This is a genomic window from Phenylobacterium sp. CCH9-H3 (assembly GCF_001557235.1).
Taxonomy (GTDB): Bacteria; Pseudomonadota; Alphaproteobacteria; order Caulobacterales; family Caulobacteraceae; genus Phenylobacterium.
The window spans coordinates 1-26,029 of the sequence record NZ_LSJI01000028.1; the positions used below are offsets into that span (position 1 = coordinate 1).

Sequence of the window (26,029 nt, forward strand, 5' to 3'; positions counted from 1 at the left end):
CCCGCCGCAACGGCGGACGAGCTGCGCGCCGTCCCCGTGGACAAGCTGGTCGCCATCGGCGGGAGCTACGGCCCCTTCGTCGACGGCGAGCTCCTGACCCAGACGCCGTCACAAGCCCTGGCGCGGGGCGGCTTCGACGACGTACCCCTCATCATCGGGTCGAACTCGGGCGAGGATTCGCTAATGGGGCCCGGCCCGCCCACCGCCGCCCAGCTCGCCACGATCCCGGCCGCCGCCCGTGAGGTCTACAAGGACGAGGCGGCCCAGAGCGACGAGACCCTGGCCCGCGCCGTCTTCACCGACCGGTTCATGGGCGGCCCAGCCCGCTGGGTGGCCGCTGAAGCCTCCGGCGGCAAGCCGGCCTGGCTCTACCACTTCTCCTATGTTGGCTCGCGCTTCCGGCCGGCGGTGAAGACCGCCGCGCACGCCGCCGAGATCCAGTACGTCTTCGAATACTGGGGCCGCCGCACGCCCATGAGCCTGGTGAGCGAGGACGACAAGGCGATGGCGAGCCTGATGCACGCCTGCTGGGTGAGCTTCGCAAAGTCCTCCGCGCCGACCTGCGGCGCGCAGGCCTGGCCGGCCTACAATCCGAAGACCGACCGGCTCATGGAGTTCGGCGCTGAAAGCGGCGTCCGCACCCATTTCCGCAAGCCGCAGCTCGACTTTCAGCAGGCGGCCGCCCTCCCCACCCTGGCCCTGCCGAAATAGCCGCGAACTGACTCGGCCGTAGGCGCGTTGACTCCGCCGACTCGGAGACACCCCCATGGCCACCCGTCCGACCTGGCAGGGCTACCTGCGCCTCAGCCTCGTGAGCTGCCCCGTCGCGCTCTACACCGCCACCCAGCGGACCAGCGACGTCAGCTTCAACATGCTGCACAAGCAGACCAACAACCGGATCCGCATGATCCCCACCGATCCCGAGACGGGGCCGGTCGACCGGTCGGACATCGTCAAGGGCTACGAGGTGGAGAAGGGCCACTACGTCGTGGTCACCGACGAGGAGATCAAGAACGTCCGGCTTGAGACCACCCGCACCCTCGACATCGAGCGGTTCGTGGACGAGGACGAGATCGACCGCCTCTACTGGAACGACCCCTATTTCCTGACCCCCGACGGCGACATGGCCGTGGAGGCCTTCACGGTGATCCGCCAGGCCATGGAAAAGGCGGGCAAGATCGCCCTCGGCCGCCTGGTCATGCACCAGCGCGAGCGCCTGATGGCGCTGGAGCCGCGGGGCAAGGGGATCCTGGCCTACTCCCTGCGCTCGAACCGCGAGGTGAAGGACGCCGCCGACGTGTTCGACCGCATTCCCACCCACAAGGCGCCGCCGGCCATGGTCGACATCGCGGCCAAGATCATCGACCAGCAGTCGGGCCCGTTCGATCCCTCGAAGTTCAACGACCGCTACGAGGACGCGCTCCGGGCCCTGATCAAGGAAAAGCAGAAGGGCCACGGCATCAAGAAGGTGGAGGAGCCCAAGGAGGCCGAGGTCATCGACCTGATGGAAGCCCTCAAGCGCAGCCTGGGCGGCGGCGAGCGGCGCAAGACGCCGGCCCGGAAGGCGGCGACCCCCGCGAAGAAGTCGGCCGCCCGCAAGGCGCCGGCCAAGAAGCGGGCGTAGCTACTTCACGCCCGCCTCGATCACGTCGCGCCAGTCCTTCAGGAGCCGCTCGCGGACCTGGACCCCGCCGTCGCCGAACTCGACCTGCGTTTCCTTGGCGTCGAACCTCGGCCAGCCCGGCCCGGGATCGCCTGTCTTGGCGAAGGCCGCCCAGTAACCGTGAACGGCGTCGGACAGCGCCTGGTCTGTGGCGTCGAACTTCGTCGGAGCGGTCGGAGCGCCGAAGACGTAGCGGATCTCGTCGGTATGGCCGGCGCCATACGGCTTCTTGTCCTTCCCGGCCGCCGCCACGTGACTGAAGTAGTAGAGCCACGTCGGCTCACCCGCCTTGGCGTGCAGGCGGGCGAGGTTGCGGTCGGGCTCGGTGATCAGCTGCACGGTCACCACGTCGTTGACGATCCGCGCCTTGTCGCCGGTGTTGTCAGGATCGAACGCCTTCAGGATCGCCGTCTTCTGGGGCTCTGGGATAGCGTCGAGCTGGGTCGGCTGCGGGCGGACCAGGCTGGCCTCGTTTGAATTGCCGCCCAGCATCAGCGGGATCTTCGCCTGCCGGCGCGCGGCGAAGCCCTGGGCGATGCCCGTGGTGATGTATCGGCCGTCGAGGATCGGGCCCGCGCGGCCGATGAAGCCGCCGGTATAGGGCATGGCGCTGAGGGGCAGCTTGCGCAGGGCCGCCGCCGCCGCGGCGTCCTCGCCCTGGACACCCGCCATCTGGGCGGCCTTCAGTCCGGCCGCCTCGGCGGTCTTCAGCGGCATCGGCTGATGCCGGGCGAAGCTGGACTGGCCGATGGCCTTGGCGAACAGCCCTTTCGCGTCGGGCGCCTGCATCAGGTACAGCACGGAGATGCCGCCGGCGCTCTCGCCGTAGATGGTGACGTTCTTCGGGTCGCCGCCGAACCGGGCGATGTTGGCCTGGACCCACTTCAGCGCCGCGATCTGGTCCATCAGGCCGTAGTTGCCGGTCGGGCCTTCCCGGGTCAGGGCCGGATGGGCGAACCAGCCGGCGCGGCCCAGCCGGTAGTTCAGGCTGACGTGGACGATCCCGTCCTTGGCGAAGTTCGTCCCCTCGGTGTCGCCGCCGAAAGCGCCCATGCTGGTCCCGATGACGAAGGCGCCGCCATGGATCCAGACCATGACCGGCAACTTCCGGCCGGGTTTGGCGTCCGCCGGCCGCACCACGTTCAGGGTCAGGCAGTCCTCGACGTCCTGGCAGCGGGGCCCGGCCCGGCTGGCGTCCCGTTCGCCGGCCCAGGCGGGCGCGGCAGCCGGCGGCTTCCAGCGCAGGTCGCCCACCGGCGGCGCGGCGTAGGGAATGCCCAGGGTGTAGGCGACCCCGTCCTTCACCGTTCCCTTCAGCGCCCCCTGCTTGATTCTCACGACCTGGGTCGTGTCCGAGGCGAAGGCGTCGGCCGGCGCCTGGGCCTGGGCCGCGAGCGGCGCGGCGGCCAAGCCGAGCGCCAGGGCGCTGGCGGCGAGCAGACGGACGATCATGGCTTCCCCCGGATTTTTCGAATTTCCGGTCTGATTAGCGCCCAGCTGTTGCGCGAATGTGTCGGCCTAGGCCTGGCCGCGGCCGATCTCCAGCACCAGGCTGCGGATCCAGATCGAGGCCGGGTCGGCGTTCAGCCGCGCGGGATGCAGCAGATCCTGCTCGTCGTGACCGGTGTCGAGCGGCGGCTCCACCCGGCGCAGGCCCATGTCACGGCCCACGGCGGCGATCAGGCGCGACGGGACGAACGCCACAAGATCGGTCCGGGCGGCCGCCTCCAGCGCCTGGAGGTAGGTGGGTGTCGTCAGCACCACGTCACGGCTAAGCCCCAGGCCGCCGAGCCAGGCGTCGATCGGGTCGATCGTCTCGCCGCGGGAGACCACCGCCACGTGGCGCGCCGCCAGGAACCCTTCCAGGGTCGACAGACGCCGGGCGCCGGCGCGGCCGTTGCGGACCGCCAGGGCGTCGGAATCCACATAGAGGCGCTGGCGATGGAAGCCCGGAAAGTCGTGGGCCTGGTAACCCACGATGAAGTCCAGCGCGCGCGTGAACTCGGGCGTCATCATCCCGGGCGCGCGAAAGGGCGCCAACTTCAGCCGCACATGGGGCGCCTCGGCCTCGAGCCGATGCACCAGGCCCGGCAACAGGATGCTGGTGCAGACATCGGGGATCATGGCGATGAACTGCCGGCGGCTCGTGGCCGGGTCGAACCCCTCTTCGGCGAACAGGCTCTGGACCTGCGCCAGCGCCGCCGCCAGCGGCTCGCGCAGGGCCTCGGCCTTCGGCGTCAGTTCCATCCGCGCCCCCGCCCGGACCAGCAGAGGATCGCCCATCACCTCCCGCAGGCGCCGCAAGGCATGGCTGGTCGCCGGTTGCGACAGGCCGATCCGGTCGGCGGCGCGGCTCACGCTGACCTCGCGCAACAGGGCGTCCAACGCGACCAGCAGGTTGAGGTCGAGAGCCAATAAATTCACAATACGAATGTATCATCTTCCAACTATCGATTGGAAGCATATCGCGCGGCTGCCCATTCTGGCGGCGGATAGCCAAGGAGACCGCCGTGAGCGCCGCTGAAAACAAGAGACTGATGCAGACCGCCTTCGAGGCCCTGGGCCGGGGAGACAGCCGCCCCTACCTCGACTTGCTGGACGACGATTTCACCTTCACCATCACCGGCCAGACGCCGTGGTCGCGGACCATCGCCGGGAAGGCGGCGGTGAGGCGTGAGCTGTACGGCCCACTCTTCGCCCAGTTCGCAGACCAGTACACGGCCCAACTGGTCAATCTGATCGCCGAGGGAGACACGGTGGTCGTCGAACACCGCGGCTGCGTGACCACCAAGGGCGGGAAGCTCTACAACAACGAGTACTGCCTGGTGTGCCGGCTGGAAAACGGCAAGCTGAAGTCGGTGAAGGAGTACGCCGACTCCCTGCTCGTCGACCGCGTCCTGGGGCCGCCGCCCTGGGCCAAGGCCGCGGCCTCGGCGTGAGGCGCTTGCGGCCCGGTCGCCGGCGCCGCTAGCTTCGCGCGCATGGCCGCCTATGTCGTCAACGAGATCGTCGTCACCGAACCCGCACGGTTCCAGACCTATGCCGACCAGGTGCCGGCGATCCTGGCGAAGTACGGTGGCCAGTATGTGATCCGCGGCGGCGCCCCCGAGCGGGTGGACGGCCCGCCACCCCCGGACAAGCTGGTGGTGCTGCGGTTCGACAGCCGAGAGGCGGCGCGCGCCTGGCGCAATTCGCCCGAGTATCTGGCGATCCTGCCGATCCGCGAGGCCACCTCCACCAGCCGTGTCTACATCGTCGACGCCTACGGCGGCTGAGGGCGGCGGGAACCTTGGCCGCCCGGCCGGGTTCGCTCTGCCGGGACGCTGCGGAGAGACGAACCTTGCGACGCTTCCTGAGCCTCGCGGCCATGGGCCTGATCGCCGCCGGCTGCGCCACAACGCCCAGCCAGACCGTCAAGTCGCTCAACAAGCGCGACCCCGAGTACGCCACCCGCGACTGCCGCCAGGCCCGCCGGGCGGCCTCTGCCTACGACGACAACAAGGAAGGGCGGACGGTGATCGCCATAGCCGGCAACCTCGTGGTCCCCTTCGCCGGCAGCGCGGCGGCCTTGGCCATGAGCAAGATGAAGGACGGCGAGCGCGAGGCGTTGAACGAGCGCGTCCGCCGGGCTTGCGTCTCGGATCCCCTGGGAAAGAAGCGTTCGCGCGTCGCGAGCCGATAGGCGCTCAGCTCTTCTTCAGCTTCCGGATCGCATCGACGAGCGGCCGTTCGGCGTCGCAATAGTCGGACCAGGCCTTGGTCTTCTTCAGGGCGGCCGGGGCCGTGCGGACAGTCCAGGCCTTGGGGTCCAGCCCTTTCTTCACCTGGGTCCAGTTCAGCGGGAAACTCACCGGGGCCAGGGGCCGCGCCCGGGGCGACAGCGGCGCCACCGCCGTCGACATGCGATCGTTGCGCAGATAATCGAGGAAGATACGGCCCACACGCTTGGCTTTGGCCATGTTGACGACATAGCGGTCGGGGGCGTCGGCGGCGATGGCCAGGCAGACGTCCTGGGCGAACGCCTTCGCCGTCTTCCAGTCGGTCTTGCCCTTCCCGTCCTTCAGCGGCGTGACCACGTGCAGGCCCTTGCCGCCAGTGGTCTTGCAGAAGGACACGAGGCCAAGGGCGTCCAGCCGCGCCTTCACCTCCCGGGCCGCCTCGATCACCCGCTCGAAGGGGATGCCCTCGTCGGGATCGAGGTCGAAGACCAGCCGCCCAGGAACCTCGGGCTGGTCGGGCTGGCAGTTCCACGGGTGGAACTCGACCGCGGAAATCTGCGCCAGGGCGGCCAGCGCCTCGATCCGATCCACCTGCAGATAGGGCTGGTGGTCGCCGAAGACCTTCACCTCGGTCAGCAGCGCCGATGCGCCCTTGCCCAGGTGACGCTGGAAGAACCGCTCGCCGCCGATCCCGTCGGGCGTGCGGATGATCGAACAGGGGCGGCCCTTCAGGTGCTGCATCATCCAGGGGCCGACCGTCTCCAGGTACTGGGCCAGCTCCAGCTTGGTGATGGGCTGGCCGTCGCCGTCGTCCGGCCACAGGGCCTTGTCCGGGCTGGAGAGGGTCACGCCCATCACCACCGGTGGGCTCGTCTTGCCTGCCTTCACCGGGCCGGCGCTCTTGGCGGCGGGCTTCAGCTTGGCCAGTTCGGCCTTGTCCACGGGCTCCGGCGTCTCGGCCTCCACCTCGCGCGCCGGCTTGTCTTCCCGCAAGCCCTTGAACGCGCCCTGGCGCACCATGCCCGACGCGGTGAAGCCGGCGAACTCGATTTCCGCCACCAGTTCCGGCCGGGTCCAGTGGACATTGGCCTCCTTGCGCGGCGCGCCGGGCCCGGAGAACGGGCTCTTGTCCGCCTCGACCTTCTCAAGCCGCGGCAGCACGCGGGCCACCTTGTCGCGGCCGAAGCCCGTGCCGACGCGGCCGACGTAGACCAGCTTGTCGCCGCGGTTCACGCCCACCAGCAGCGAGCGCAGCTGGCCGCGTTCACCCGTCCAGCCGCCGATCACCACCTCATGGCCGGCCCGGCATTTGGACTTGAGCCAGACCTCGCCGCGGTCCGAGCGGTAGGGAGCGTCGAGGCGCTTGGAGACGATGCCTTCCAGCGACATCCGGCAGGCCGACTGCAGGACGGCGTCGCCCGCCGTCTCGAAGTGGTCGACGTAGCGGATCCGCCGCTCCAGCGCCTTGCCGGCGGCCTTCACCACGGCTCCCAACCGCGCCTTGCGCTCGCTCAGCGGCAGGTCGCGGAGGTCCTCGCCGGCCAGGAACAGGGCGTCGAAGACGAAGAAGACCAGATCGTCGGTCTTCCCGTCGGACAGGGCGGCCTGCAGGGCCGGGAAGTCGGGCGAGCCGTGGGCGTCCAGCGCGCAGGCCTCGCCGTCGTAGAGGCCGTCCGGAAGGGCGGCGGCGTCCCGGGCGATGGCGCGGAACTTCTGGGTCCAGTCGAGGCCCTTGCGGGTCTTCAGGGTCGCCTTGCCCTTCTCCACCCGCAGCTGCAGGCGGTAGCCGTCGAACTTGATCTCGTGGCCCCATCCCGACCCCGGCGGCGGGCGATCGACGGACTTGGCCAGTTGCGGCGGCACGAAGCCCGGCAGCGCGGCGGCCCTGAGCTTCGGCGGCGGCGCCGACTTGAGCGGGGCGGAGGGCTTTTCCGCAGCGTCCGTGCGATTGGATCGCCAAACGGCCTTGGCCGTCGTTCGGCCCTTGCCCGTCATGAACCGGCTGGGCGCCTTGCCCTTGCCGGCGGCGATGTCCTCCATGGCGCGGCCCGAGGCGATGGAGGTGGTCTCCTCCTCGACCAGCGCGCCGCCGTCCGCCTCCACCGACCAGCCGTCGTGGTGCTTGATCAGCAGCCAGTTGTCGCGCTTCTCGCCTGGGCGCCGCTTCATGCGCACCAGAACCCAGGAGCCCTTCAGCCGCTCGCCGTCGAGGGTGAACTTCAGGTCGCCGCCCCTGAGCATCGCCTTGGGATCGCCCTCGGGTTCCCAGTAGCCGCGGTCCCACAGCATCACCGTGCCGCCGCCGTACTGGCCCTTGGGGATGGTTCCCTCGAAATCCCCATAGTCCAGCGGGTGGTCCTCGGTCTGGACCGCCAGGCGACGGTCGGCGGGATCCAGGGATGGGCCGCGGGTCACCGCCCAGGAGAGGAACACGCCGTCCAGTTCCAGCCGGAAGTCGTAGTGCAATCGCGTGGCGGCGTGCTTCTGGACGACGAAGCGGAGCCGGTTCGATGGCTTGGTCTTCTCGGCGCTGTCGGGCTCGGCGGTCTGCGAGAAGTCCCGCATCGCGCGATAGCGGGCGAGCTTGTCGGCCATTCAGACCACCAGCGCAGGTCGCGCCTTGGCCGGCTTGCCGATCAGCGCTTCGACGAAAGCGTCCCGCCAGGCGGCGACATCCTCCCGCTGCACGGACTCGAAGAGGGTCGTCCACCGCCGGATCCGCTCCGGCCGCTCCATGGCCAGAGCGCGCTTCAGGGCGTCGGCCACTTCCTCCGGGCTGTTGGGGTTGACCAGCAGCGCATCCGGCATCTGGCGCGCCGCGCCCGCGAACCGCGACAGGATCAGCACGCCGGGGTCCTCCGGATCCTGCGCCGCGACATACTCCTTCGCCACCAGGTTCATCCCGTCGCGCAGCGGGGTGACCAGCCCCACCCGGGCGGCGCCATAGATGCCGGCCAACTCATCGCGGCGGTAGTTGCGGTTCACCCAGCGCAGCGGCGCCCAGTCCACGTCGGCGAACTCGCCGTTGATGCGGCCCGACAGCGCGTCGAGGCGGCCGCGGATCTCCTGGTAGGCCTCGACCGCACCGCGGCTTACCGGGGCGATCTGCAGCATCAGCACTTCGCGGCGCAGGTCCGGATTGCGCTGAAGGAACTGTTCGAACCCCAGGAAGCGCTCCTCCAGTCCCTTCGAATAGTCCAGGCGGTCGACGCCCGCGATCAGGTGACGGAAGACCGTGCAGGCGGTCATCAGGTCGCGCATGCGCCGGGCGCGCGCGCCCTTCTTCATCCGGGCGAAGTCTTCGGCGTCGATGCCGATCGGGAACGCGCCGACCTCCAGGGCGCGGCCGAACCCCTTCACGCAGCCCGGCCGCAGGATCGAGCCGTCGGCCTCGGACAGCACATATTCTTCGAACGCCTGCTGGTGCTCGGCCGTCTGGAAGCCGACGAGGTCGTAGTCGAACATCGCCTCCACCAGCTGGCGGTGGCGGGGCAGGTTGATCATCACCTGATGGGCCGGCCACGGGATGTGCAGGAAGAAGCCGATCCGGTTCTTGACCCCCCGGGCCCGCAGCTCCTTGGCCAGGGGGATCAGGTGGTAGTCGTGGACCCAGATGATGTCGTCCGGCTCGATCAGCGGCGCCAGCGTCTCGGCGAAGCGGCCATTGACCCGCGTGTAGCCCTTGTCGAACGCCCGGTCGAACGCGGCGAGGTCGGTGCGATAGTGGAATAGCGGCCAGAGGGTCTTGTTGGCGTAGCCGTTGTAGTACTCGTCGAGATCGATCTCCTCGAGATCCAGCGTCGCGGCCGTCACGCCGCCGACCTTCTCGACATTGAGCTGGCCGGTGAAGGTCTCGATGGTCTTGCCGGACCAGCCGAACCAGATCCCCGAGTACTCCTTGAGCGCTGCGGCGAGCGCCATGGCCAGGCCGCCGACGCTCTCCTCGCCGTCGCCGGACGGGAGGTTCACCCGGTTCGACACGACGATGAGCCGGCTCATTGCGAAGCCTCCAACCAGGCCAGGACGGCCTCGACGTCGCCCAGCCCGAAACGCGCGTGCGTGCTGCGCGGAGGGCCCACAAGCACGCCGAAGCCGCCGAGCCGCTCCACCTCCGCGAAGCCATGCTCGTCGGTCGCATCGTCCCCGGCGAACACCGGCTGGGCGCCGCGGAAGACCGGCGTGCTCATGAAATCCCGGATCGAATCGCCCTTCGACGGTCCGGGCGTACGCAGCTCCTCGACCATGTCGCCTTCCTGCAGGGCCAACCCGGTGTCGGCGGCGATGGTGCGGGCCAGGGAGCGGGCCGCCGGCGCGAGGTCCGGCGCCAGGCGGAAGTGCAGGGCGACGCTCGGCCCCTTTTCCTCGACCAGCAAGCCGGCGTCGCGCGCCGCGAATTTGCGCAGGGTCGCGACGGCGCCCTCCAGGCCGGGGTGGGGCTCGGGCGTGTGCAGGCGTCCGTCGCCGTCGCGCCGGACGAGGCCGTGCACGCCCGATGCGGTGGCTATGCTTCCCTCGAGGATCCGGTCGATATCTTCGAGCGTTCGGCCGCTCACGACCGCCAAGCGTCCGCCCAGCCCCTCCTGAAGGCGCTCGATCAGGCGCGTGCGGCGCGGATCCGGCCGCACATCCTGTGGCCGCTCCGCGATCGGCGCCAAGGTGCCGTCGAGGTCCAGGAAAAGCGCGCACTCCGACAGGCGAAGCGGCTTCGGCGCAGGCAGGTTCACGGTAAGTGTTTCGGTCGACATCACGCTCCACCCTCGAATGCAAACGCAACCAGAACGGTTTCGATCCTGCACAAATGTGAACAGGCGAGGCTGCGGGCCCTTGACCCGGACCGTGACGCGCGGTGGTCTCCGGCGCTCGACAAGGAGGCCCCATGCCCGCAACGCCGCAGGCTGACGCGATCGTGCTCTTCGGAGCAACCGGCGACCTCGCGCGAAGGATGCTGCTGGCGTCGCTGTACTTCCTCGACGCCGACGGCTTCCTTCCGAACGGCTTCCGGATCGTCGCAACCGCCCGCGCCGAACTCAGCCGCGAGGCGTTCCTTGAGCAAACCCACGCCACCCTGTCTGAGCGCCCCGAGGGCCTCGACGAGACGGTCTGGAAACGGTTCGCCGAGCGGCTGGACTACGTCGGCGCCGACGCCACCACCGCCGAGGGCGCGGCCAAGCTGAAGCCGGCGCTGGAAGGCGCGAAGCGGCCGTTCTTCTACCTGGCCATCTCGCCCAGCCTCTACGAGAAGGTCTGCGTCGCCCTGGCCGCCGCCGGGATCGCCACCGACGACACCCGCATCGTGCTGGAAAAGCCGATCGGCCGCGATCTCGAAACGTCGCGCCACATCAATACCTCCCTCGGGGTGGTGTTCGACGAGAACCAGATCTTCCGCATCGACCATTACCTGGGCAAGGAGACGGTCCAGAACCTGCTGGCCTTGCGCTTCGCCAACACCCTGTTCGAGCCGCTCTGGAACAACCTTACCATCGACCACGTGCAGATCACCGTGGCCGAGACCGAGGGCGTCGGGACGCGCTGGCCCTATTACGACGAATATGGCGCTCTGCGCGACATGCTGCAAAACCACATGCTGCAGCTGCTCTGCCTGGTGGCCATGGAGCCGCCGGCCGACATGGAGCCGGACTCGGTCCGGAACGAGAAGGTGAAGGTCCTGCGATCCTTGCGCCGGTTCACCCGTCAGGACGTCCAGGAAAAGTCGGTGCGTGGCCAGTACACGCCCGGCGTCGTGGGCGGGAAGTCGGTGGACGGCTACGAGACGGAGCGGGGCCAGAAGACCGGCACCGAGACCTTCGTGGCCCTGCGCGCCGACATCGACAACTGGCGCTGGGCGGGGGTGCCGTTCTTCCTGCGCACCGGCAAGCGGATGCCCGAGAAGCGGACCCAGATCGCCATCCAGTTCAAGCCGGTGCCGCACTCCATCTTCGGCAGCGCCTCGACCCAGGACCTGGCCCCCAACCGGCTGGTGATCGACCTGCAGCCCGACGAGGACATCAAGCTCAGCCTGATGAACAAGGCCCCGGGCCTCAGCAAGGGCGGCATGCGGCTCCAGTCCCTGCCCCTGTCCCTGTCGTTGTTGCGCACCTACGAGGGCGCGGGCGGGCGGCGGCGGATCGCCTACGAGCGCCTGCTGCTGGACGTGATCCAGGGCGACGCCACCCTGTTCGTCCGCCGCGACGAGGTGGAGGAGGCCTGGCGCTGGGTCGACGGCGTGGCCGACGCCTGGGCCGAGGCCGGCCAGTCGCCGAAGCCCTACGCCGCCGGCAGCTGGGGCCCCTCGGGCGCCTTCGCCCTGATCGAGCGCTTCGGCCGGGACTGGTCGGACTGAGCCGCTACCTGATCGACTGCCAGCTCTTCGACAGCAGGTTCGCGCAGTTGATCAGGCCGACAAGCGAATAGGTCTGGGGGTAGTTGCCCCAGAGCTCCTGGCCGTCCAGCGTGATGTCCTCGGACAGGAGGCCCGCGGCCGTCCGTCGCCCCAGCATCTCCTCGAAGAGCTGGCGGGCCTCGTCGGTGCGGCCCGACAGGTGCAGGGCCTCGATCAGCCAGAAGGTGCAGAAGTTGAACGCCGTCTCCGGCAGGCCGAAGTCGTCGGGGATCGCGTAGCGCAGCATGTAGGGGCCGCGGCGCAGCCCGTGTTCGACCGCGGCCATGGTCGCCTGCATGCGCGGGTCGTCCGCGGGCAGGAACCGCACGTCCACCATCTGCAGCAGGCTGGCGTCCAGGCCGTCGCCCTCGAAGGTCGCGGCGAAGCGGCCCTCGGTCTCGTTCCAGGCGCGCCGCTCGATGGTTGCGCGGACCTCAGCGGCGCGGCCGTTCCAGTAGTCGGCCCGATCCGTCAGGCCCAGCTTCGCAGCCGCATTGCCCAGCCGGTCGCAGGCCGCCCAGCACATCACCGACGAATAGGTGTGCACGGCCTCGCGACCGCGGAATTCCCACAGGCTGGCGTCGGGCTTGTCGTGCAGTTCGAAGGCCCGTTCGCCGATGGGCTCAAGGGCGCGGAAATCGTCGACGCTGGCCGGCCGCAGCAGCCGCTCGTCGAAGAAGGCCTGCACCGACGACAGCACGATCTGGCCATAGACGTCGTGCTGCAGGTGCTCGTGCGCCTGGTTTCCTACCCTTACGGGACCGATCCCGCGATAGCCCGGCAGATGCGAGGCGATCCACTCGGTGAGCACCGGCTCCAGGCCGACACCGTAGACCGGCTGAACATGGCCGGCCTTGCCGTTCGGGGTCCCCGCATAGGCCATCCCCGGCAGCTCGGGCTGCGCCGCCGGCGCCCCGCTGGGGTTCATCTCGCCGCGGCTGGCCTGGTCCACCAGGTTGCGCAGATAGACCAGGTAGTTCTCGAGCATGTCGGCCGCGCCCAGCCGATTCAGCGCCTGGACCACGTAGTAGGCGTCGCGCAGCCAGCAGTACCGGTAGTCCCAGTTGCGGCCCGCCCCCGCCGCCGCATTGTGCTCCGGTAGCGAGGTGGTGAGGGCCGCGACGATCGCGCCGGTCTCCTCGTAGGCGCACAGCTTCAGGGTGATGGCCGCGCGGATCACCGCCTCCTGCCATTCCAGCGGCACCGTGAGCGTCCGCACCCAGCCGCGCCAGTAGTCGGTCGTCTCGCGCAGCATCCGCGCGGCCGTGGTGGAGACCTCGGCGTCCAGCCCCTCGTCGGGACCGAGGAAGAGGCCGATCGGCTCCTCCAGGCGGAAGGCCCGCTCGGCGATGATGTGGCTCACCGGGGCGTCGGTGGTGAGCCTGAGCGTCACCTCCTCGCCCACGTAGCGGATGTGGTTGGACCCGGCGGTCGTGTAGCAAGGCCGCTCGCCGTAGTTCATCATCGGCCGCAGGCGGATACGGATGCGGGGGGCGCCGCGCAGCGGGCGGACGATGCGCACGAAAGCCAGCGGCCGGTACTGGCGGCCGAGGTGCCGATAGCGGGGGGAGAAGTCGATGATCTCCACCGCCGCCCCGTCGGCGTTGCGGATTTCGGTGCGCAGGATCGCCGTGTTGCGCAGATAGCCCTGCACGGTCTCGACGGCGCCCTCGACCTCCACCGACCACAGGCCGCAGGCGTCCGGCGCGCCCGGATCCTTGCCGCCCAGCAGGGCCGAGAAGAACGGGTCGCCGTCCACGCGCGGAACGCAGGCCCAGACATAGCGTCCGGCCCGGTCGATCAGGGCGCTGGCCGTGCAGTTGCCGATAGGAAACAGGTCCAGGTTCTGGCTCAAGACCCATTCCTCCTGACGATACGCACGATCCGCAAGCAGGCCCCTCCGTCTGCTGGTCGACACTGAAACGCAGCTCGCGCCGCTTTTGCTCCCGGCTCAGCTATAGCGCACCCGCAGCCGGGGTCCGCGGCTGTTCGAATGCACGGCGATGCGCCCGCCCTGGCGCTCGAATGTCAGGTCTATGCTCCCGTCCGCCACCTGGAGGTCGGTCACGGCCAGGCGGTCGATGCCGACGGGCAGGTGCGGATCGCGGATCTCCACCTCGGCGCCTTCGCCGCTGATCGACAGGCCCAGGCAGGCCTGCAGCAGCATGAACACCGATCCCGCCGCCCATGCCTGCGGCAGGCAGGCCACCGGATAGGCCACCGGCGGCTCGCCTGCCGCACGCGGAAAACCGCAGAACAGCTCCGGCAGGCGCATGTCCAGCTGGGTGGCCGCTTCGAACATCGCCCCGGTCAGCTTCACCACGCCCGCGCGCTCGCCGTAGTAGGAAAGGCCCAGGGCGGCCAGGGCCGTGTCGTGCGGCCAGACCGAGCCGTTGTGATAGGACATCGGGTTGAAGCGCTGCTGCTCGATGGCCAGGGTGCGCAAGCCCCAGCCCGAGAAGAGGTCGCTGGAGAACAGCTGCTGCGCCACCTTCTCCGCCCGGTCCGCGCGCGGCAGGCCGGTGAACAGCAGGTGCCCCGGGTTGGAAGACACCACTCGGCAGAGCTCGTTCCGGCCGTCCAGGGCGATGCCGTAGAAGCCGTGCTCCGGCATCCAGAACCGGTCTTCGACCACCTTGCGCAGGGCGGCGGCCCGCCCGCCCCAGCGCTCGGCGGCTTCGGAATCCCCGCGCCGGGCCGTGAGCGCGGCCATCGTGCGGTAGGCGGCGTAGGCGTAGCCCTGCACCTCGACGAGCGCGACCGGCCCTTGGGGGAAACGCCCATCGGCGTGGAAGATGGAATCGCCGGAGTCCTTCCAGCCCTGGTTGGTCAGTCCGCCATCCATCGCCCGGGCATACGAGATGAGCCCCAGGGGATGCTTGTCGGCCATCATGGTGATCCAGCCGGCCGCGCGCTCCAGCGCCGGCCACCAGCGATCCAGCTGGGCGTAGTCGCCGGTGCGTTCGGCGTAGGCGCCGGCCAGCGCCACGAACAGGGGCGTCGTGTCGACCCCGCCGTAGTAGCGGCCGAACGGGACCTCGCCGAGGGCCGACATTTCGCCGCGCCGGGTCTCGTGCATGATCTTGCCGGGCTCGGAATCCCGGAACGCCGAGGTCTCCGTCGCCTGCCACTCGGCCAGGTACGACAGGACGCCCTTGGCCAGCCGCGGCTCGAACCAGAGGATCTGCCAGGCGGTGATGATGCCGTCGCGCCCGAAGCAGGTGGAGAACCACGGGATCCCCGCATACGGGTAGGGGCCCGTCTTCATCGGGGTGGCCAGCAGGGCGAGGTCGGCCCGAGACTTGTCGATCCAGGCGTTGAACAGGCGCCCGTTCGTGGCGATCCGCGCCCCCTGGCGACGGCGCTCGCGCATGGCGAACCGCGCGCGGGCGGCCGCGGCGCGGAAGCGGTGGCGCGACGGCAGGTCGGCCTCGCCGGCGCCCACTTCCACATAGATGTCGCGGCATTCGTCGGTCTCGAGGGTGACGTCGAACCGCGCTTCGTCCGCCGTCAGGGAATCGGGCGTGTCGGAGAGCGACACCACGCTGGCCCGCGCCACCCGGTCCAGGCCCTCGTAGCGGAAACGCACGCACCGGTCGCCGATCTCAGGCGGGGACAACCGTCCCCGGGCCCGCCGCCGCGCCCCGCGCACTTCGAACATGTCGCGGAAGTCCGCGCCGAAGCGCAGAACCAGCGGCAGGCTCATCGGGTCGGGGCTGTAGTTGGTCAGCCGGATCCGCTCGTAGAGCCGCTCGTGCCACAGGAAGCGCTTGCGCTCGATATGCACCACGCCCGGCGGGCCCGCCGGGCCGGCGGGAGCCGGGATCGCGCGGTTCAGGCCGTGCGAGGTGAAGTAGACGTTGTCGTGGCTGACCGCCCCCGACAGCAGGGTGGGCGAACGGTCGCCGAGGGTGACCTCCCACCGGGACAGGATGCGGGTGTCGTGGTGGAACAGGCCGTCGGCCGCACCCGCGATATCCCCATGGCTGTCGGCGACGATGAAGGTGTCGCGATCCTTGAGCGCATAGAGGCGCTGCGGAACGCGCGGTTCCTCGATCTCGCCCCATTCGACCGGCGCTTCCGGGGCCGGCGCCATGTCGTCCATCGTTTGCTCCTGCCGCTAACCGGCGTTCAGGCCGCCTCCGTGAGAGGCGCAGCCTGGGGGAGGCGCTGGTAGATCTCCAGGTAGCGGCGTGCCATGGCCACTGCGGAGAATCGTTCTTCAAAGCGCGCCCGAATTGCGCGCCGGTCAAGCTCCGGAAGCCGGAGGACCGCGTCGCGCGCCTCGGCTTCGGACCGGACGATGAAGCCGGTCACGCCATGCTCGACCACCTCGGGGACCGACCCGTTGTTCCAGGCGATCACCGGCGTGCCGCACGCCATCGCCTCGATCATCACGAGGCCGAAGGGCTCGGGCCAGTCGATGGGGAACAGGAGGGCGTCCGCGCCGCCGAGGAACGCCGACTTCTCGCCATCGCCGATCTCGCCCACGAAGTGGACCAGCGGGTTGTGCAGCAGGGGTTCGATGGTCGTGTCGAAATAGACGCGGTCGGCATTGTCGACCTTGGCCGCCATCCTCAGGGGCCGGTTCGCGGCGGTGGCGATGGCGATCGCCCGATCCGGGCGCTTCTCCGGCGAGATACGGCCCAGGAAGGCGAGATAGCCCTCGCTGCGCGGGCTGAAGCGGTAGATTTCCGTCGACATGCCATGATGCACGGTCGCGGCCCAGTTGCCGAAGGGTAGGGGCCGCCGTTGATCGTCGCTGATCGACACCAGCGGGAACTGCGGCCAGCGGCGATAGACCTCGGCCAGATCCTTCAGGTCGAGGCGTCCATGCAGGGTGGTGATGGTCCGCTCGGCCAGATCCTCGAACATCGGGAACTGGATCATGTCGGTGTGGAAGTGGATCACGTCGAACTCGGCGGCGCGGCGGCGCACCTCGTACAGCTGGGTGAGGTGGGCGGCCAGGTCCGACTTGAGGGGCGCGGGGTCCAGGCGGATCGCCTGGTCGCGCACGGGCGCCAGCTCGCCGAGGGTCTGGGCGTCGGCGCTGCTGAAAAGCGTGACGTCGTGGCCAAGGCTGGTCAGGGCGTCGGTAAGGTGCGCGACGACGCGCTCGGTGCCACCGTACAGCTTGGGCGGCACGGCTTCGTAGAGGGGAGCGACCTGGGCGATACGCATGACAAGGGTTCCTTCGCGCCGCCCGCGTCCCGCAGCCGGCGCCTGACATCCGGTGCTAGGACGCGGGCCGACCCCGTGAGGTTCCATTGCGCGAATGAAATGCTGCGCGCGACGGGCGCCGCAGACGCGCGCGACGCGTTATGGAGGCAGGGATGATCGAGACCTACCCGACCGGACCCGCCGTGGCGGACGCCGCCGCCCACGCCGTGCGCGCCCAGCTTTCGGCGGCGTTGCGCACCCATGGCCGTGCGGGCCTGGTGGCCACGGGCGGCCGGTCTCCCGGTCCGGTGTACGACCGCCTTGGAGCAGCAGCCCCGCTGGACTGGACCCGCGTGGTGGTCACCCTGTCGGACGAGCGATGCGTGGCGCCCGACGATCCTGTTTCGAACGCCAGGCTTGTCCGCGAGCGCCTCTTGAAGGGGGCGGCGGCCAAGGCGCACCTGCTTCCTTTGTGGCCCGAGCCCGAGGCCGCCGCCCTGGCCGCCCTGCAGCCCTTCGACGCCGTCATGCTGGGCATGGGCGAGGATGGCCACATCGCCTCCCTGATCCCGGGCGACCCGGGATTGGAGGATGGCCTGACGACGCCGGACCTGCTCCGGCGCGTGCCGGAAGGACTGGGGAAGCCGCCGGTCGCCCGCGTGACCCTGACCCTATCCGCCCTGGCCAACGCACGCGCCATCTTCCTCTTGATCGCAGGTGAGGCTAAGCGCGGGGTGATCGGGCGGGCTCTGGCGGGTGAAGACCTGCCGGTCGGCCGCCTGGTCTCGCAATCCAAGGCGCCCATCCGCATCTTCTGGACCCCGGACGGAGGTTGAAACCCATGCATCCTGTCACCGCCGAGGTCACTCGACGCATCGTGGAACGCAGCCGCGCCAGCCGCGCCGACTACCTGGAACGGATGGAGGCGGCCCGCCACGCCGGGCCCGGCCGCGGCAAGCTGTCGTGCGCGAACTGGGCCCATGCCTTCGCCGCCTCGCCCGACGGCGACAAGCTGCGCATGCGCGATCCCGCCGCGCCGAACGTGGCCATCGTCTCGGCCTACAACGACATGCTCTCGGCCCACCAGCCGTACGAGCGATTCCCCGACATCATCCGCAGGGCCGCCCACGAGGTGAAGGCGACGGCCCAGTTCGCGGGCGGCGTTCCCGCCATGTGCGACGGCGTCACCCAGGGCCGGCCAGGCATGGAGCTGTCGCTGTTCAGCCGCGACGTGATCGCGATGTCGACCGCCGTCGCCCTGACCCATGACGCCTTCGACGCGGCCCTGATGCTGGGGATCTGCGACAAGATCGTGCCGGGCCTGTTCATCGGCGCCGCCGCCTTCGGCCACCTGCCCACCATCTTCGTGCCTGGCGGGCCGATGACCTCCGGGATCTCCAACTCGGAGAAGGCCCGGGTCCGCGGCCTCTACGCCGAGGGCAAGGCGACCCGCGAGGAGCTGCTGGACAGCGAGATGAAGAGCTACCACGGCCCGGGCACCTGCACCTTCTACGGCACCGCCAACTCCAACCAGATGATGATGGAGATGACCGGCCTGCACCTGCCCGGCGCGGCGTTCATCAGCCCGAACACGCCCCTGCGCGACGCCCTGACCGCCGCCGCCCCGAGGCGGGCGGTGGAGATCCGCGACGGGGGCAACGACTACACGCCCTTCTCGGCGGTGATCGACGCCAAGAGTCTCGTGAACGCCATCGCCGGCCTGCTCGCCACCGGCGGCTCGACCAACCACACCCTGCACATCCTGGCCATGGGCCGCGCCGCCGGCATCCACATCGAGTGGGAGGACTTCCACGACCTGTCGCGGGTCACGCCGCTGCTGGCCCGGGTCTATCCCAACGGGTCCGAGGACGTGAACGCCTTCCACGCGGCCGGTGGCATGGCCTTCGTCACGCGCACCCTGCTGGACCATGGCCTGGCGCATGACGACGTGCGGACGGTCGCCGGGGCCGGCCTGCGCCGCTACCAGCAGGAGCCGTTCCTCGAAGACGGCAAGCTGATCTGGCGCGAAGGCCCGGCGGCCAGCCTGAACCGCGACATCCTGCGGCCCGCCGACGACCCGTTCGAGGCGGAGGGCGGCCTGCGGGTCCTGACCGGCGGCCTGGGGCGCGGCGTGATCAAGACCTCGGCCGTGAAGCCGCAGCACCGCATCGTCGAGGCGCCGGCCCTGGTGTTCGACGACCAGGACGACCTCCTAGCCGCCCACAAGCGCGGGGAGCTGAACCGGGACTTCATCGCCGTGGTCCGCTTCCAGGGTCCCCAGGCCAACGGCATGCCCGAGTTGCACTCCCTCACCCCGCCGCTGGGCGTCCAGCTCGACCGCGGCTTCCAGGTGGCCTTAGTCACCGATGGCCGCATGTCGGGCGCCAGCGGCAAGGTCCCGGCGGCCATCCACGTCACGCCGGAAGCGGCCGTCGGCGGTCCCCTCGCCTATGTCCGGAACGGCGACGTCATTCGCCTCGACGCCGAGGCTGGAACCCTTGAGATCAAGATCGACCCGGCCGAGCTCATGCGGCGCGAGCGTGCCGTCTGTCCCCCGTCAGGCCACGGCTACGGCCGCGAGCTGTTCGGCTGGATGCGCCGCGCCGCCGGGCCGGCGGACACGGGCGCCTGCGCGCTCTTCGAGGCCGCCTGATGAAGGGTCATTGGGTCGGGCTGGTGGGCGACGTGGGCGGCACCAACGCCCGTTTCGCCCTGGTGGACGGGCAGGGCCACATCCGCAATCCCCGTAGCTTTCCGTGCAAGGACTATCCGAGCCTCGACGCGATCGTGGCCGAGTACATCGAGACGACGGTCGGGCGGAAGCTGCCGCCGCGGGCGGTGATCGCGGTGGCCGGCCCGGTGCTGGACGGCGAGATCGAGTTCACCAACCTCGACTGGCGGGTCTCGGAGGGCGACCTCCTGGCGCACTTCGGGTTCGAGGCCGTCGAGCTGATCAACGACTTCGCGGCCCAGGCCCTGGCCTGCCCCCTGCTGGAGGGCCAGGACCTACGCCCGCTCGGACCGGCCCTGCCCAAGGGCCCCCACGACTGTCCGATCGTCGCGTTGGGCGCCGGCACCGGCTTCGGCGTCGCAGCCCTGGTGCGCAGCCAGCGCGGCGACGTCGCCATCGCCACCGAAGGCGGGCATGCCGGCTTCGCCCCGTCGGACGAGGTCGAGGTCGAGGTGCTAAAGCGCCTGATGGCCAAGTACGAGCGGGTCTCGATCGAACGGCTGCTGTCCGGCCAGGGCCTCTACGACCTCTATGTGGCCCTCGCCGATCTGCGCGGCGAGGCCGCGGTCCTGCCGGACGAGGTGGCCGTGACCAAGGAGGGCCTGGTGGGCGACCCGCTGGCCGGGGAGGCGCTGGACCGCTTCGGCGGCATCCTCGGCGAGGTGGCCGGCGACCTCGCCCTGACCTTCGGCGCCCGCGGCGGCGTGTTCATCTCGGGCGGCATTGCGCCGCGCATCGCCGAACGCCTCGCCTCCGGGGCGTTCCGCACGCGGTTCGAGGACAAGGGCCGCCTGTCGGACTACGTGGCCGCGATCCCGACCTATCTGGTCCTCCACCCCTATCCCGCCATCGTCGGGGCGGCGCGGGAGCTCGAGCAGTTGGAGCGGCTGTGACCGCGGCGCCGGAACAGCTTCGCTGGATCGTGGCGGCCCGGGCCCACCCCGGCGACCCGGGCGCCGCCGTCGTCAGCGTGCTGGCTCGCAATGCCCTGATCCCGGAGCTGGCCTTCGACATGGCCGTCGACTGGCACCCGGGCGCCGAGGCGCCGGACGTCGAGGGCCGGGCGCTGGTCATCCTCTCGCTGCTGTTCAAGGAATTGGCCGCGGAGTGCGAGCGGGCCGCGGGCGAGCGGTTCGCCCAGGGCTGACCTCGGTCAGCAGGTCGGCGCGTCCAGTCGCCGGATCGTCACGGTCTCCTCCTGGGAGCCGCCCGACGCGCGGGTGACCCGCCGCTCCTCCAGGGTCAGGACCCGCCCGTCGCCGATCGCCAGCTCGGCCTTGCTGACCGTGGCGCGGACCACCCCTGCGGCCTCGCGGTTGGTCTGGCGCTCCAGGCCGACGACGCAGCCCGGCCGGGCGACGCGGACCTCCAGCGTGGCCTTCGACGCCGTCGGGTCGGCCAGGGCGGTCACGCCGAGCGGCAGCGCGCCCTGCGGCTCCATCAGGGCAAGGATGATCACGTCGCCCAGCACCATCTCCTGCGCCGCCTGCAACGGCGGGTTCGCCATGCGCTCATGGATCAGGGCCCGCACCGGGTCGGACGCGGGCAGGGCGGCGTCCACGCGGGCCAGCAGCCGCGTCTTGTATTCCGGCCAGTTTTCCACGGCGACGATGCGGCCGTGGCGGATACGGAAGTCCAGGCTGCCGCCCACCGCCGCGTCCATGGCCGCGCTCATCGAGGCGCTGCCGCTGTCCTCCAGCCGCCCCTCGCGCAGGGTGTAGCGCAGGCGCTGGCCATCGGCCGCCTCGCCCAGCACCTCCAGGTCGAAGGTCAGGGCGTTGCTCTGGGTCTGCCCGCCCTGGTCGTCCTTCTGCACGAACCGCGTCTCGCTGCGATAGCGATAGAAGTCCCCCGCCGCCTCGGGCCGCGTGCGCAGCTGCACCGTGGGACGGCCGCCAGGATCGACCAGCGCCTGGGCCCCGGCGGGCGGAGCCGCCGCGAGGCCGAGCGCCAGGGCGGCCAGGGCGGCGCGCATCATCACCGGCCCACGAAGTTCCCGGGCCGCCGCTCGGCGACCGAACGGACGCCCTCCCCGAAGTCCTCCGTCGCGCGGAGCAGCGCCTGCTCCTCGTGCTCGAGGCCGGTCTGAGCCTTCACGGCGGCGGCGAGGCCGGCCCGGAGGGTCTTCCGAGTGGCCAGCACCGCCAGCGGCGCGTTCTCGGCGATCTCGCGGGCGAGCCGCAGGGCGGCCTCGCGCAGCTCGGCCATCGGTACGACCTCGTCCACCAGGCCCCAGGCGAGGCCTTCCTCGGCCTTGATCCGCCGGCCGGTGAGGAACATCAGCGCCGCGCGCTGCTGACCGACCAGCCGGGGCAGGGTGTGGGTCAGGCCGAAGCCGGGATGGAACGACAGCTTGACGAAGTTGGCGGCGAATCGAGCCTCGGGCGCCGCGATCCGGAAGTCCGCCACCAGCGCCAGGCCCAGCCCCGCGCCGACGGCCGAGCCCTGGACCGCCGCCACGATCGGCTTCTGGACCGAGAACAGCCGCACGGCCTGGTGGTAGAGGGCGTTCACCCCCTCCATGCCGCTGGCGACCTTGTCCGTCGGCGAGGCGAAGTCGGCGCCGCCCGAGAAGGTCCTGCCCTCGCTCTGCAGCACGATCGCCCGCACGTCGTTCGACGCGTCGGCCGCCTCCATGGCGTCGGCCAGATCGGCCATGAACTCCACCGAGACGAAATTGTGCGGTGGCCGGTCCAGGGTGACCACCGCCACATGCCCATCGAGCGCGACCTTCACGTGGTCGCCGAAAGCCGTCTTCATCGTCTCGTCCCCAACAGGTTCCTGGCCACCACCCACTTATGCACCTCGGTAGGGCCGTCATAGATTCGCATGGTGCGCAGCTTCGCCTGCATGAGCTGCAGCGGTAGTTCCTTGGTCATACCCATGGCGCCGAAGGCCTGCATGGCCCGGTCGACGGTCTCATAGGCCATTTCGGTGGCGTACCACTTGATCATGCTGATCTCGGAGCGAACGTCACGCCCGCTGTCCAGCTTCCAGGCGCAGTCGTAGGTCATCAGCCGCGCGGCGTGGATCTTGGTCGCCGCCTCGGCCACCCAGAACTGGATCGCCTGACGCTCGGAGAGCGGCATGCCGAAGGTCTTCCGCTGGGGCGCATACTCGATGACCATGTCCAGCGCCCGCTGGGCCATGCCGATCGACCAGGCCGCCATCTGGATCCGGCGGGTCCCCAGGCGCACCTGCATGGGCGCGAAGCCCGCGCCCTCCTGGCCCAGCAGCTTCCAGCCCTCGACCCGGCAGTCCTCCAGGGCGATCTCGTAGGTGTACTGCCCCCCGACCATGGGGATGCGCCGCAGGACATTGAAGCCCGGCGCACCCTTGTCCACCAGGAAGGCGCTCATCCCGCCCCGGGCGCCCTTCGCCTTGTCGGTGACGGCCATCAGGATGGTGAAGTCGGCGTCCTGCGCCCGCGTGATCCATATCTTCCGGCCATTTATGACCCAGTCGTCGCCGTCGCGGACGGCCGAGGTGGTCATGGCGGCGGGGTCGGAGCCTGCGCCCGGCTCGGAAATACCGATGGCGGACACGGTCTTACCGGCGACGTAGGGGGCGAGGTAGGCCTCGCGCTGGCGCTCGTTGACGGTGGCCATCAGCATCCGCAGGTTCGGGCTGTCCGGCGGCAGGGTGTAGGGCGTCACGCAGCGCCCGATCTCCTCCTCGACCCCGACCATGGCCAGCATCGGCAGGTCCGACCCGCCCACGTCCTCGGGCGCGTCCAGGCCGAACAGGCCCAGCTCATGGGCCTTGGCGTCGAGCCGCGCCTGATCTTCGGGGGGCAGGTAGAGGCCCTTGCCCTCGGCCTCGCGGGCCATGACGGCGGTCTCCAGGGGCATGAGCTCGTCGCGGACGAACTTCTGCACCAGGTCCTTGAGCATCCGATGCTCTTCCGAGAGCTCGAAATGCATGGCGCCTCCCCTCCAGTCTTGTTTTGCGGCCATTGAACAGGCCCGAATGAAGGGATACTAGCTCTGACTGAAATCGCCCATATGTGGATGTCATTTCCACATATGTGGAATATGTGGTCTCATACTTGCATTCAGTCCGTTCTGGGAGGGTTCGTGGCCGAAGGGGCGGTGAAGTCTGCGCAGCGGGCGCTGGAGATCCTGGAGGTCTTCGCGCGCCAGCGCCGTCCGCTGGCCCTGAAGGAGATCCTGGACGAGCTGGGCTATCCCACCTCCAGCGGTTCGGCCCTTATGAAATCGCTCGTGGCCCTCGGCTACCTCGACTACGACCGCGAGCGGCGCACCTATTTCCCGACCATGCGGATCGCGGTGCTCGGCAGCTGGGTGCCGGCGGCCCTGTTCGGCGAGGGCCCGCTGCTGGCCTCGCTGGAAGACCTCCATCGCAAGGTCGGCGAGACGGTGGTGCTGGCGGTCCAGAGCGACCTGCACGCCCAGTATGTCCACGTCATACATTCGGCCGAGCCGCTGCAATTCCGGGCCCCGCCGGGCACGCTGCGGCCCCTGGCGCGCTCCGGCATGGGCCTGGTCCTGCTGTCTGCCAAGAAGGACGCCGAGATCGAGCGGCTGCGCCGGCGGATCAACGCGTCCGGCGACGGCGCCATGCAGTCGCGCGAGGAGCTGATGGCCCGGGTGAACGAGGTGCGCGGCCGGGGCTACGCGTTCTCGAAGAACAGCATCTCGCCGGGGCTGGGCATCATCGGCGCGGCCCTGCCCAAGGGCCCGTTCGGCCGCGTGGCCGCCGTGGGCGTCGCCGGGCGGGTCGGGCGGCTGGAAGAGAAACAACAGGCGATCGTGGCCGAGCTCCAGGCCATGATCGACCGGCTGGAACACACGTAGAGGGAACGCATGACTGCCAAGACCATGGGCTCCAAGCCGACCGGGCCGCTGGCCGGAATCCGCATCCTGGACCTGACCAGCGTGGTCAACGGCGCCTACGGCACCCAGATCCTGGCCGACCAGGGCGCCGACGTCATCAAGGTGGAGGATCCCGGCTCGGGCCGCGGCGACGGCGGCGACATCATGCGCTGGGCGGGCCACCTGCCCGAGGGCGCGCCGCGGGGCATGGGGCCGATCTTCCTGACCATCAACCGCAACAAGCGCTCCGTCCTGGTGGACATGAAGTCCGAGGCCGGAAAGCGCGCCATGCGCCGGCTGATCAAGTCGTGCGACGTGCTGGCCTCGTCGGTCCGCTACGAGGGCATGAAGCGGCTGGGCCTCTCCTACGAAGAGGTGTCCGCGATCCGGCCGGACATCGTCTTCGTCCATGCCGCCGGCTACGGCTCGGACGGGCCCTATGCCGGTGAGCCGGCCTACGACGACCTGATCCAGTCGGCCTCGGGCTGCGCCGACATCCTGGGCCGCACGGACGGACAGCCGACGCCCCGCATCCTGCCGACCCTGGTGGCGGACAAGGTCTCGGGCCTGTTCCTCTCCCAGGCGGTTACGGCCGCCCTGCTGCACCGGGAACGCACGGGCGAGGGCCAGTTCGTCGAGGTGCCGATGTTCGAGTGCGTCACCAGCTTCCTCCTGGTGGAGCACCTCTACGACCATACCTTCCAGCCGCCGACGGGCCATTGGGGCTATCAGCGGGTGATCAACCCGAACCGCAAGCCCTACAAGACCAAGGACGGCTACATCGGCCTGCTGCCCTATACCGACAAGCAGTGGGACCTGTTCTTCCAGGCGGCCGGCTATGGCGACCTGATCCAGTCCGACCCGCGGTTCGCCGACTATGGCACCCGGGCCAAGCACATCCAGGAACTCTACGGCCTCATCGAGAAGGCGGCGGCCACCAAGACGACCCAGGAGTGGCTGGATATCCTGAAGCCCCTGTCGATCCCGGTGGTGAAGACCAACACCCTGGACGAGCTGCCGGACGATCCGCACCTGAAGGCGGTGGGCTTCTTCGAGGGGTACGAGCATCCGGATCTGGGGGGCTATCGGCTGATGAAGCCGCCGGTGAAGTTCGCCAAGACCCCCTCCAACATCCGCCGCCACCCGCCCAAGCTCGGCGAGCACACGGACGAGGTCCTGGCCGAGGTGAGCGCGGGCGAGGAGGCCTGAGCGGCGGAGGCCCTGCGGGCCGCAGGCGCCGTCTTGTTTGAACCACGGACCAGCACGGACGGCGCTCGCAGTCGGTTCGACACGAAGATCACGAAGATCACGAAGGGCACGAAGGCGCGGAGGCCGAACGACCTCTTTGTGGTCTTCGTGTCCTTGGTGGTCTTGGTGTTGAAATGGGGTGGCCCCGCGCGCCGCAGGCGCTGTCATTGGGACCGCAGAAAACGCAGAATGACGCGGAAGGCGCAGCAGGCGCGGACGCTTCTGCGCCCTTCTGCGTTTTCTGCGGTGAGTTCTTTTGGGCGCTGACGCGCCGGGGCGCGGCGCGGTCAGGCC

General features: G+C 69.9%; 23 protein-coding genes. 12 read left to right on the top strand and 11 right to left on the bottom strand.

Annotated elements, in window-relative coordinates:
- A partial coding sequence (locus AX721_RS02305; protein WP_156466968.1) for a carboxylesterase family protein occupies positions 1–711 on the top strand: 711 nt, incomplete at its 5' end.
- 55 nt (positions 712–766) lie between these two features.
- Positions 767–1,624 (top strand): Ku protein, encoded by an 858-nt coding sequence (locus AX721_RS02310; protein WP_068874361.1) that lies wholly within the window; start codon positions 767–769, stop codon positions 1,622–1,624.
- Here AX721_RS02310 and AX721_RS02315 read toward each other — a convergent pair whose 3' ends face one another.
- On the bottom strand, positions 1,625–3,115 hold the full coding sequence (locus AX721_RS02315; RefSeq protein WP_068874363.1) for a carboxylesterase/lipase family protein: 1,491 nt from the start codon (positions 3,113–3,115) through the stop codon (positions 1,625–1,627). It abuts the gene before it with no gap.
- A gap of 66 nt (positions 3,116–3,181) precedes the next feature.
- Entirely contained in the window at positions 3,182–4,087 is a 906-nt protein-coding gene (locus AX721_RS02320; protein WP_068874365.1) for a LysR family transcriptional regulator, read from the bottom strand.
- A gap of 86 nt (positions 4,088–4,173) precedes the next feature.
- Here AX721_RS02320 and AX721_RS02325 point away from each other — a divergent pair, with 86 nt between their 5' ends.
- From AX721_RS02325 to AX721_RS02335, 3 genes are all read left to right on the top strand, one after another.
- Positions 4,174–4,602: a nuclear transport factor 2 family protein gene (locus tag AX721_RS02325; protein WP_068874368.1), complete on the top strand. Its 429-nt coding sequence runs from the start codon at positions 4,174–4,176 to the stop codon at positions 4,600–4,602.
- A gap of 42 nt (positions 4,603–4,644) precedes the next feature.
- Positions 4,645–4,938 (top strand): DUF1330 domain-containing protein, encoded by a 294-nt coding sequence (locus AX721_RS02330; RefSeq protein WP_068874369.1) that lies wholly within the window; start codon positions 4,645–4,647, stop codon positions 4,936–4,938.
- Positions 4,939–5,003: 65 nt separating this feature from the next.
- Positions 5,004–5,345 carry a hypothetical protein gene (locus tag AX721_RS02335; protein ID WP_068874370.1) on the top strand — a complete coding sequence of 114 codons (342 nt, stop codon included), beginning with the start codon at positions 5,004–5,006 and terminating at the stop codon, positions 5,343–5,345.
- Positions 5,346–5,349: 4 nt separating this feature from the next.
- Here AX721_RS02335 and ligD read toward each other — a convergent pair whose 3' ends face one another.
- From ligD to otsB, 3 genes are read right to left on the bottom strand one after another with little or no spacing between them, the layout of a single operon-like run.
- Positions 5,350–7,977: a DNA ligase D gene (ligD, locus tag AX721_RS02340; protein ID WP_068874371.1), complete on the bottom strand. Its 2,628-nt coding sequence runs from the start codon at positions 7,975–7,977 to the stop codon at positions 5,350–5,352.
- Positions 7,978–9,381 carry a trehalose-6-phosphate synthase gene (locus AX721_RS02345; RefSeq protein ID WP_068874372.1) on the bottom strand — a complete coding sequence of 468 codons (1,404 nt, stop codon included), beginning with the start codon at positions 9,379–9,381 and terminating at the stop codon, positions 7,978–7,980.
- A complete protein-coding gene (otsB, locus tag AX721_RS02350; RefSeq protein ID WP_068874374.1) occupies positions 9,378–10,127 on the bottom strand; it encodes a trehalose-phosphatase in 750 nt (249 codons plus the stop codon). Before otsB ends, AX721_RS02345 begins: the two co-directional genes overlap by 4 nt.
- Before the next feature lie 131 nt (positions 10,128–10,258).
- Between otsB and zwf the strand changes: the two genes are divergently transcribed.
- On the top strand, positions 10,259–11,722 hold the full coding sequence (gene zwf / locus AX721_RS02355) for a glucose-6-phosphate dehydrogenase (protein WP_068874375.1): 1,464 nt from the start codon (positions 10,259–10,261) through the stop codon (positions 11,720–11,722).
- 4 nt (positions 11,723–11,726) lie between these two features.
- Here the strand turns inward: zwf and AX721_RS02360 are convergent, their stop codons facing one another.
- The 3 genes from AX721_RS02360 to AX721_RS02370 form a co-directional block, all read right to left on the bottom strand.
- Positions 11,727–13,616 carry a glycoside hydrolase family 15 protein gene (locus tag AX721_RS02360; RefSeq protein ID WP_068874377.1) on the bottom strand — a complete coding sequence of 630 codons (1,890 nt, stop codon included), beginning with the start codon at positions 13,614–13,616 and terminating at the stop codon, positions 11,727–11,729.
- Between the two features lie 96 nt (positions 13,617–13,712).
- On the bottom strand, positions 13,713–15,866 hold the full coding sequence (locus tag AX721_RS02365; protein ID WP_068874379.1) for a glycogen debranching N-terminal domain-containing protein: 2,154 nt from the start codon (positions 15,864–15,866) through the stop codon (positions 13,713–13,715).
- 26 nt (positions 15,867–15,892) lie between these two features.
- Positions 15,893–16,942 (bottom strand): glycosyltransferase family 4 protein, encoded by a 1,050-nt coding sequence (locus AX721_RS02370; protein ID WP_068874380.1) that lies wholly within the window; start codon positions 16,940–16,942, stop codon positions 15,893–15,895.
- A 152-nt stretch (positions 16,943–17,094) separates the two neighbouring features.
- Between AX721_RS02370 and pgl the strand changes: the two genes are divergently transcribed.
- The 4 genes from pgl to AX721_RS02390 are packed head-to-tail and all read left to right on the top strand — an operon-like array spanning position 17,095 to position 20,799.
- Complete coding sequence (gene pgl, locus AX721_RS02375) at positions 17,095–17,757, top strand: 6-phosphogluconolactonase (RefSeq protein ID WP_068874381.1); 663 nt, start codon at positions 17,095–17,097, stop codon at positions 17,755–17,757.
- Positions 17,758–17,762: 5 nt separating this feature from the next.
- The gene (gene edd, locus AX721_RS02380) at positions 17,763–19,574 is read left to right on the top strand and encodes a phosphogluconate dehydratase (RefSeq protein ID WP_068874382.1); all 1,812 of its coding nucleotides are present in this window, start codon (positions 17,763–17,765) and stop codon (positions 19,572–19,574) included.
- Positions 19,574–20,545, top strand: coding sequence for a glucokinase (gene glk, locus AX721_RS02385; RefSeq protein WP_068874383.1), 972 nt, complete (start codon positions 19,574–19,576; stop codon positions 20,543–20,545). Before edd ends, glk begins: the two co-directional genes overlap by 1 nt.
- Positions 20,542–20,799 carry a hypothetical protein gene (locus AX721_RS02390; RefSeq protein WP_068874384.1) on the top strand — a complete coding sequence of 86 codons (258 nt, stop codon included), beginning with the start codon at positions 20,542–20,544 and terminating at the stop codon, positions 20,797–20,799. Before glk ends, AX721_RS02390 begins: the two co-directional genes overlap by 4 nt.
- A gap of 6 nt (positions 20,800–20,805) precedes the next feature.
- Here the strand turns inward: AX721_RS02390 and AX721_RS02395 are convergent, their stop codons facing one another.
- From AX721_RS02395 to AX721_RS02405, 3 genes are read right to left on the bottom strand one after another with little or no spacing between them, the layout of a single operon-like run.
- The gene (locus AX721_RS02395; RefSeq protein WP_068874388.1) at positions 20,806–21,630 is read right to left on the bottom strand and encodes a hypothetical protein; all 825 of its coding nucleotides are present in this window, start codon (positions 21,628–21,630) and stop codon (positions 20,806–20,808) included.
- Complete coding sequence (locus tag AX721_RS02400; protein ID WP_068874390.1) at positions 21,630–22,412, bottom strand: enoyl-CoA hydratase/isomerase family protein; 783 nt, start codon at positions 22,410–22,412, stop codon at positions 21,630–21,632. The genes AX721_RS02395 and AX721_RS02400 overlap by 1 nt, the downstream gene beginning before the upstream one ends.
- Entirely contained in the window at positions 22,409–23,575 is a 1,167-nt protein-coding gene (locus AX721_RS02405; protein ID WP_068874391.1) for an acyl-CoA dehydrogenase family protein, read from the bottom strand. The genes AX721_RS02400 and AX721_RS02405 overlap by 4 nt, the downstream gene beginning before the upstream one ends.
- Positions 23,576–23,728: 153 nt before the next feature.
- On the opposite strand from AX721_RS02405, the gene AX721_RS02410 reads away from it, so the two are divergent.
- Positions 23,729–24,469, top strand: coding sequence for an IclR family transcriptional regulator (locus AX721_RS02410; protein ID WP_068874393.1), 741 nt, complete (start codon positions 23,729–23,731; stop codon positions 24,467–24,469).
- Positions 24,470–24,478: 9 nt separating this feature from the next.
- A complete protein-coding gene (locus tag AX721_RS02415) occupies positions 24,479–25,696 on the top strand; it encodes a CaiB/BaiF CoA-transferase family protein (RefSeq protein ID WP_068874394.1) in 1,218 nt (405 codons plus the stop codon).
- Positions 25,697–26,029: the final 333 nt, after the last annotated feature.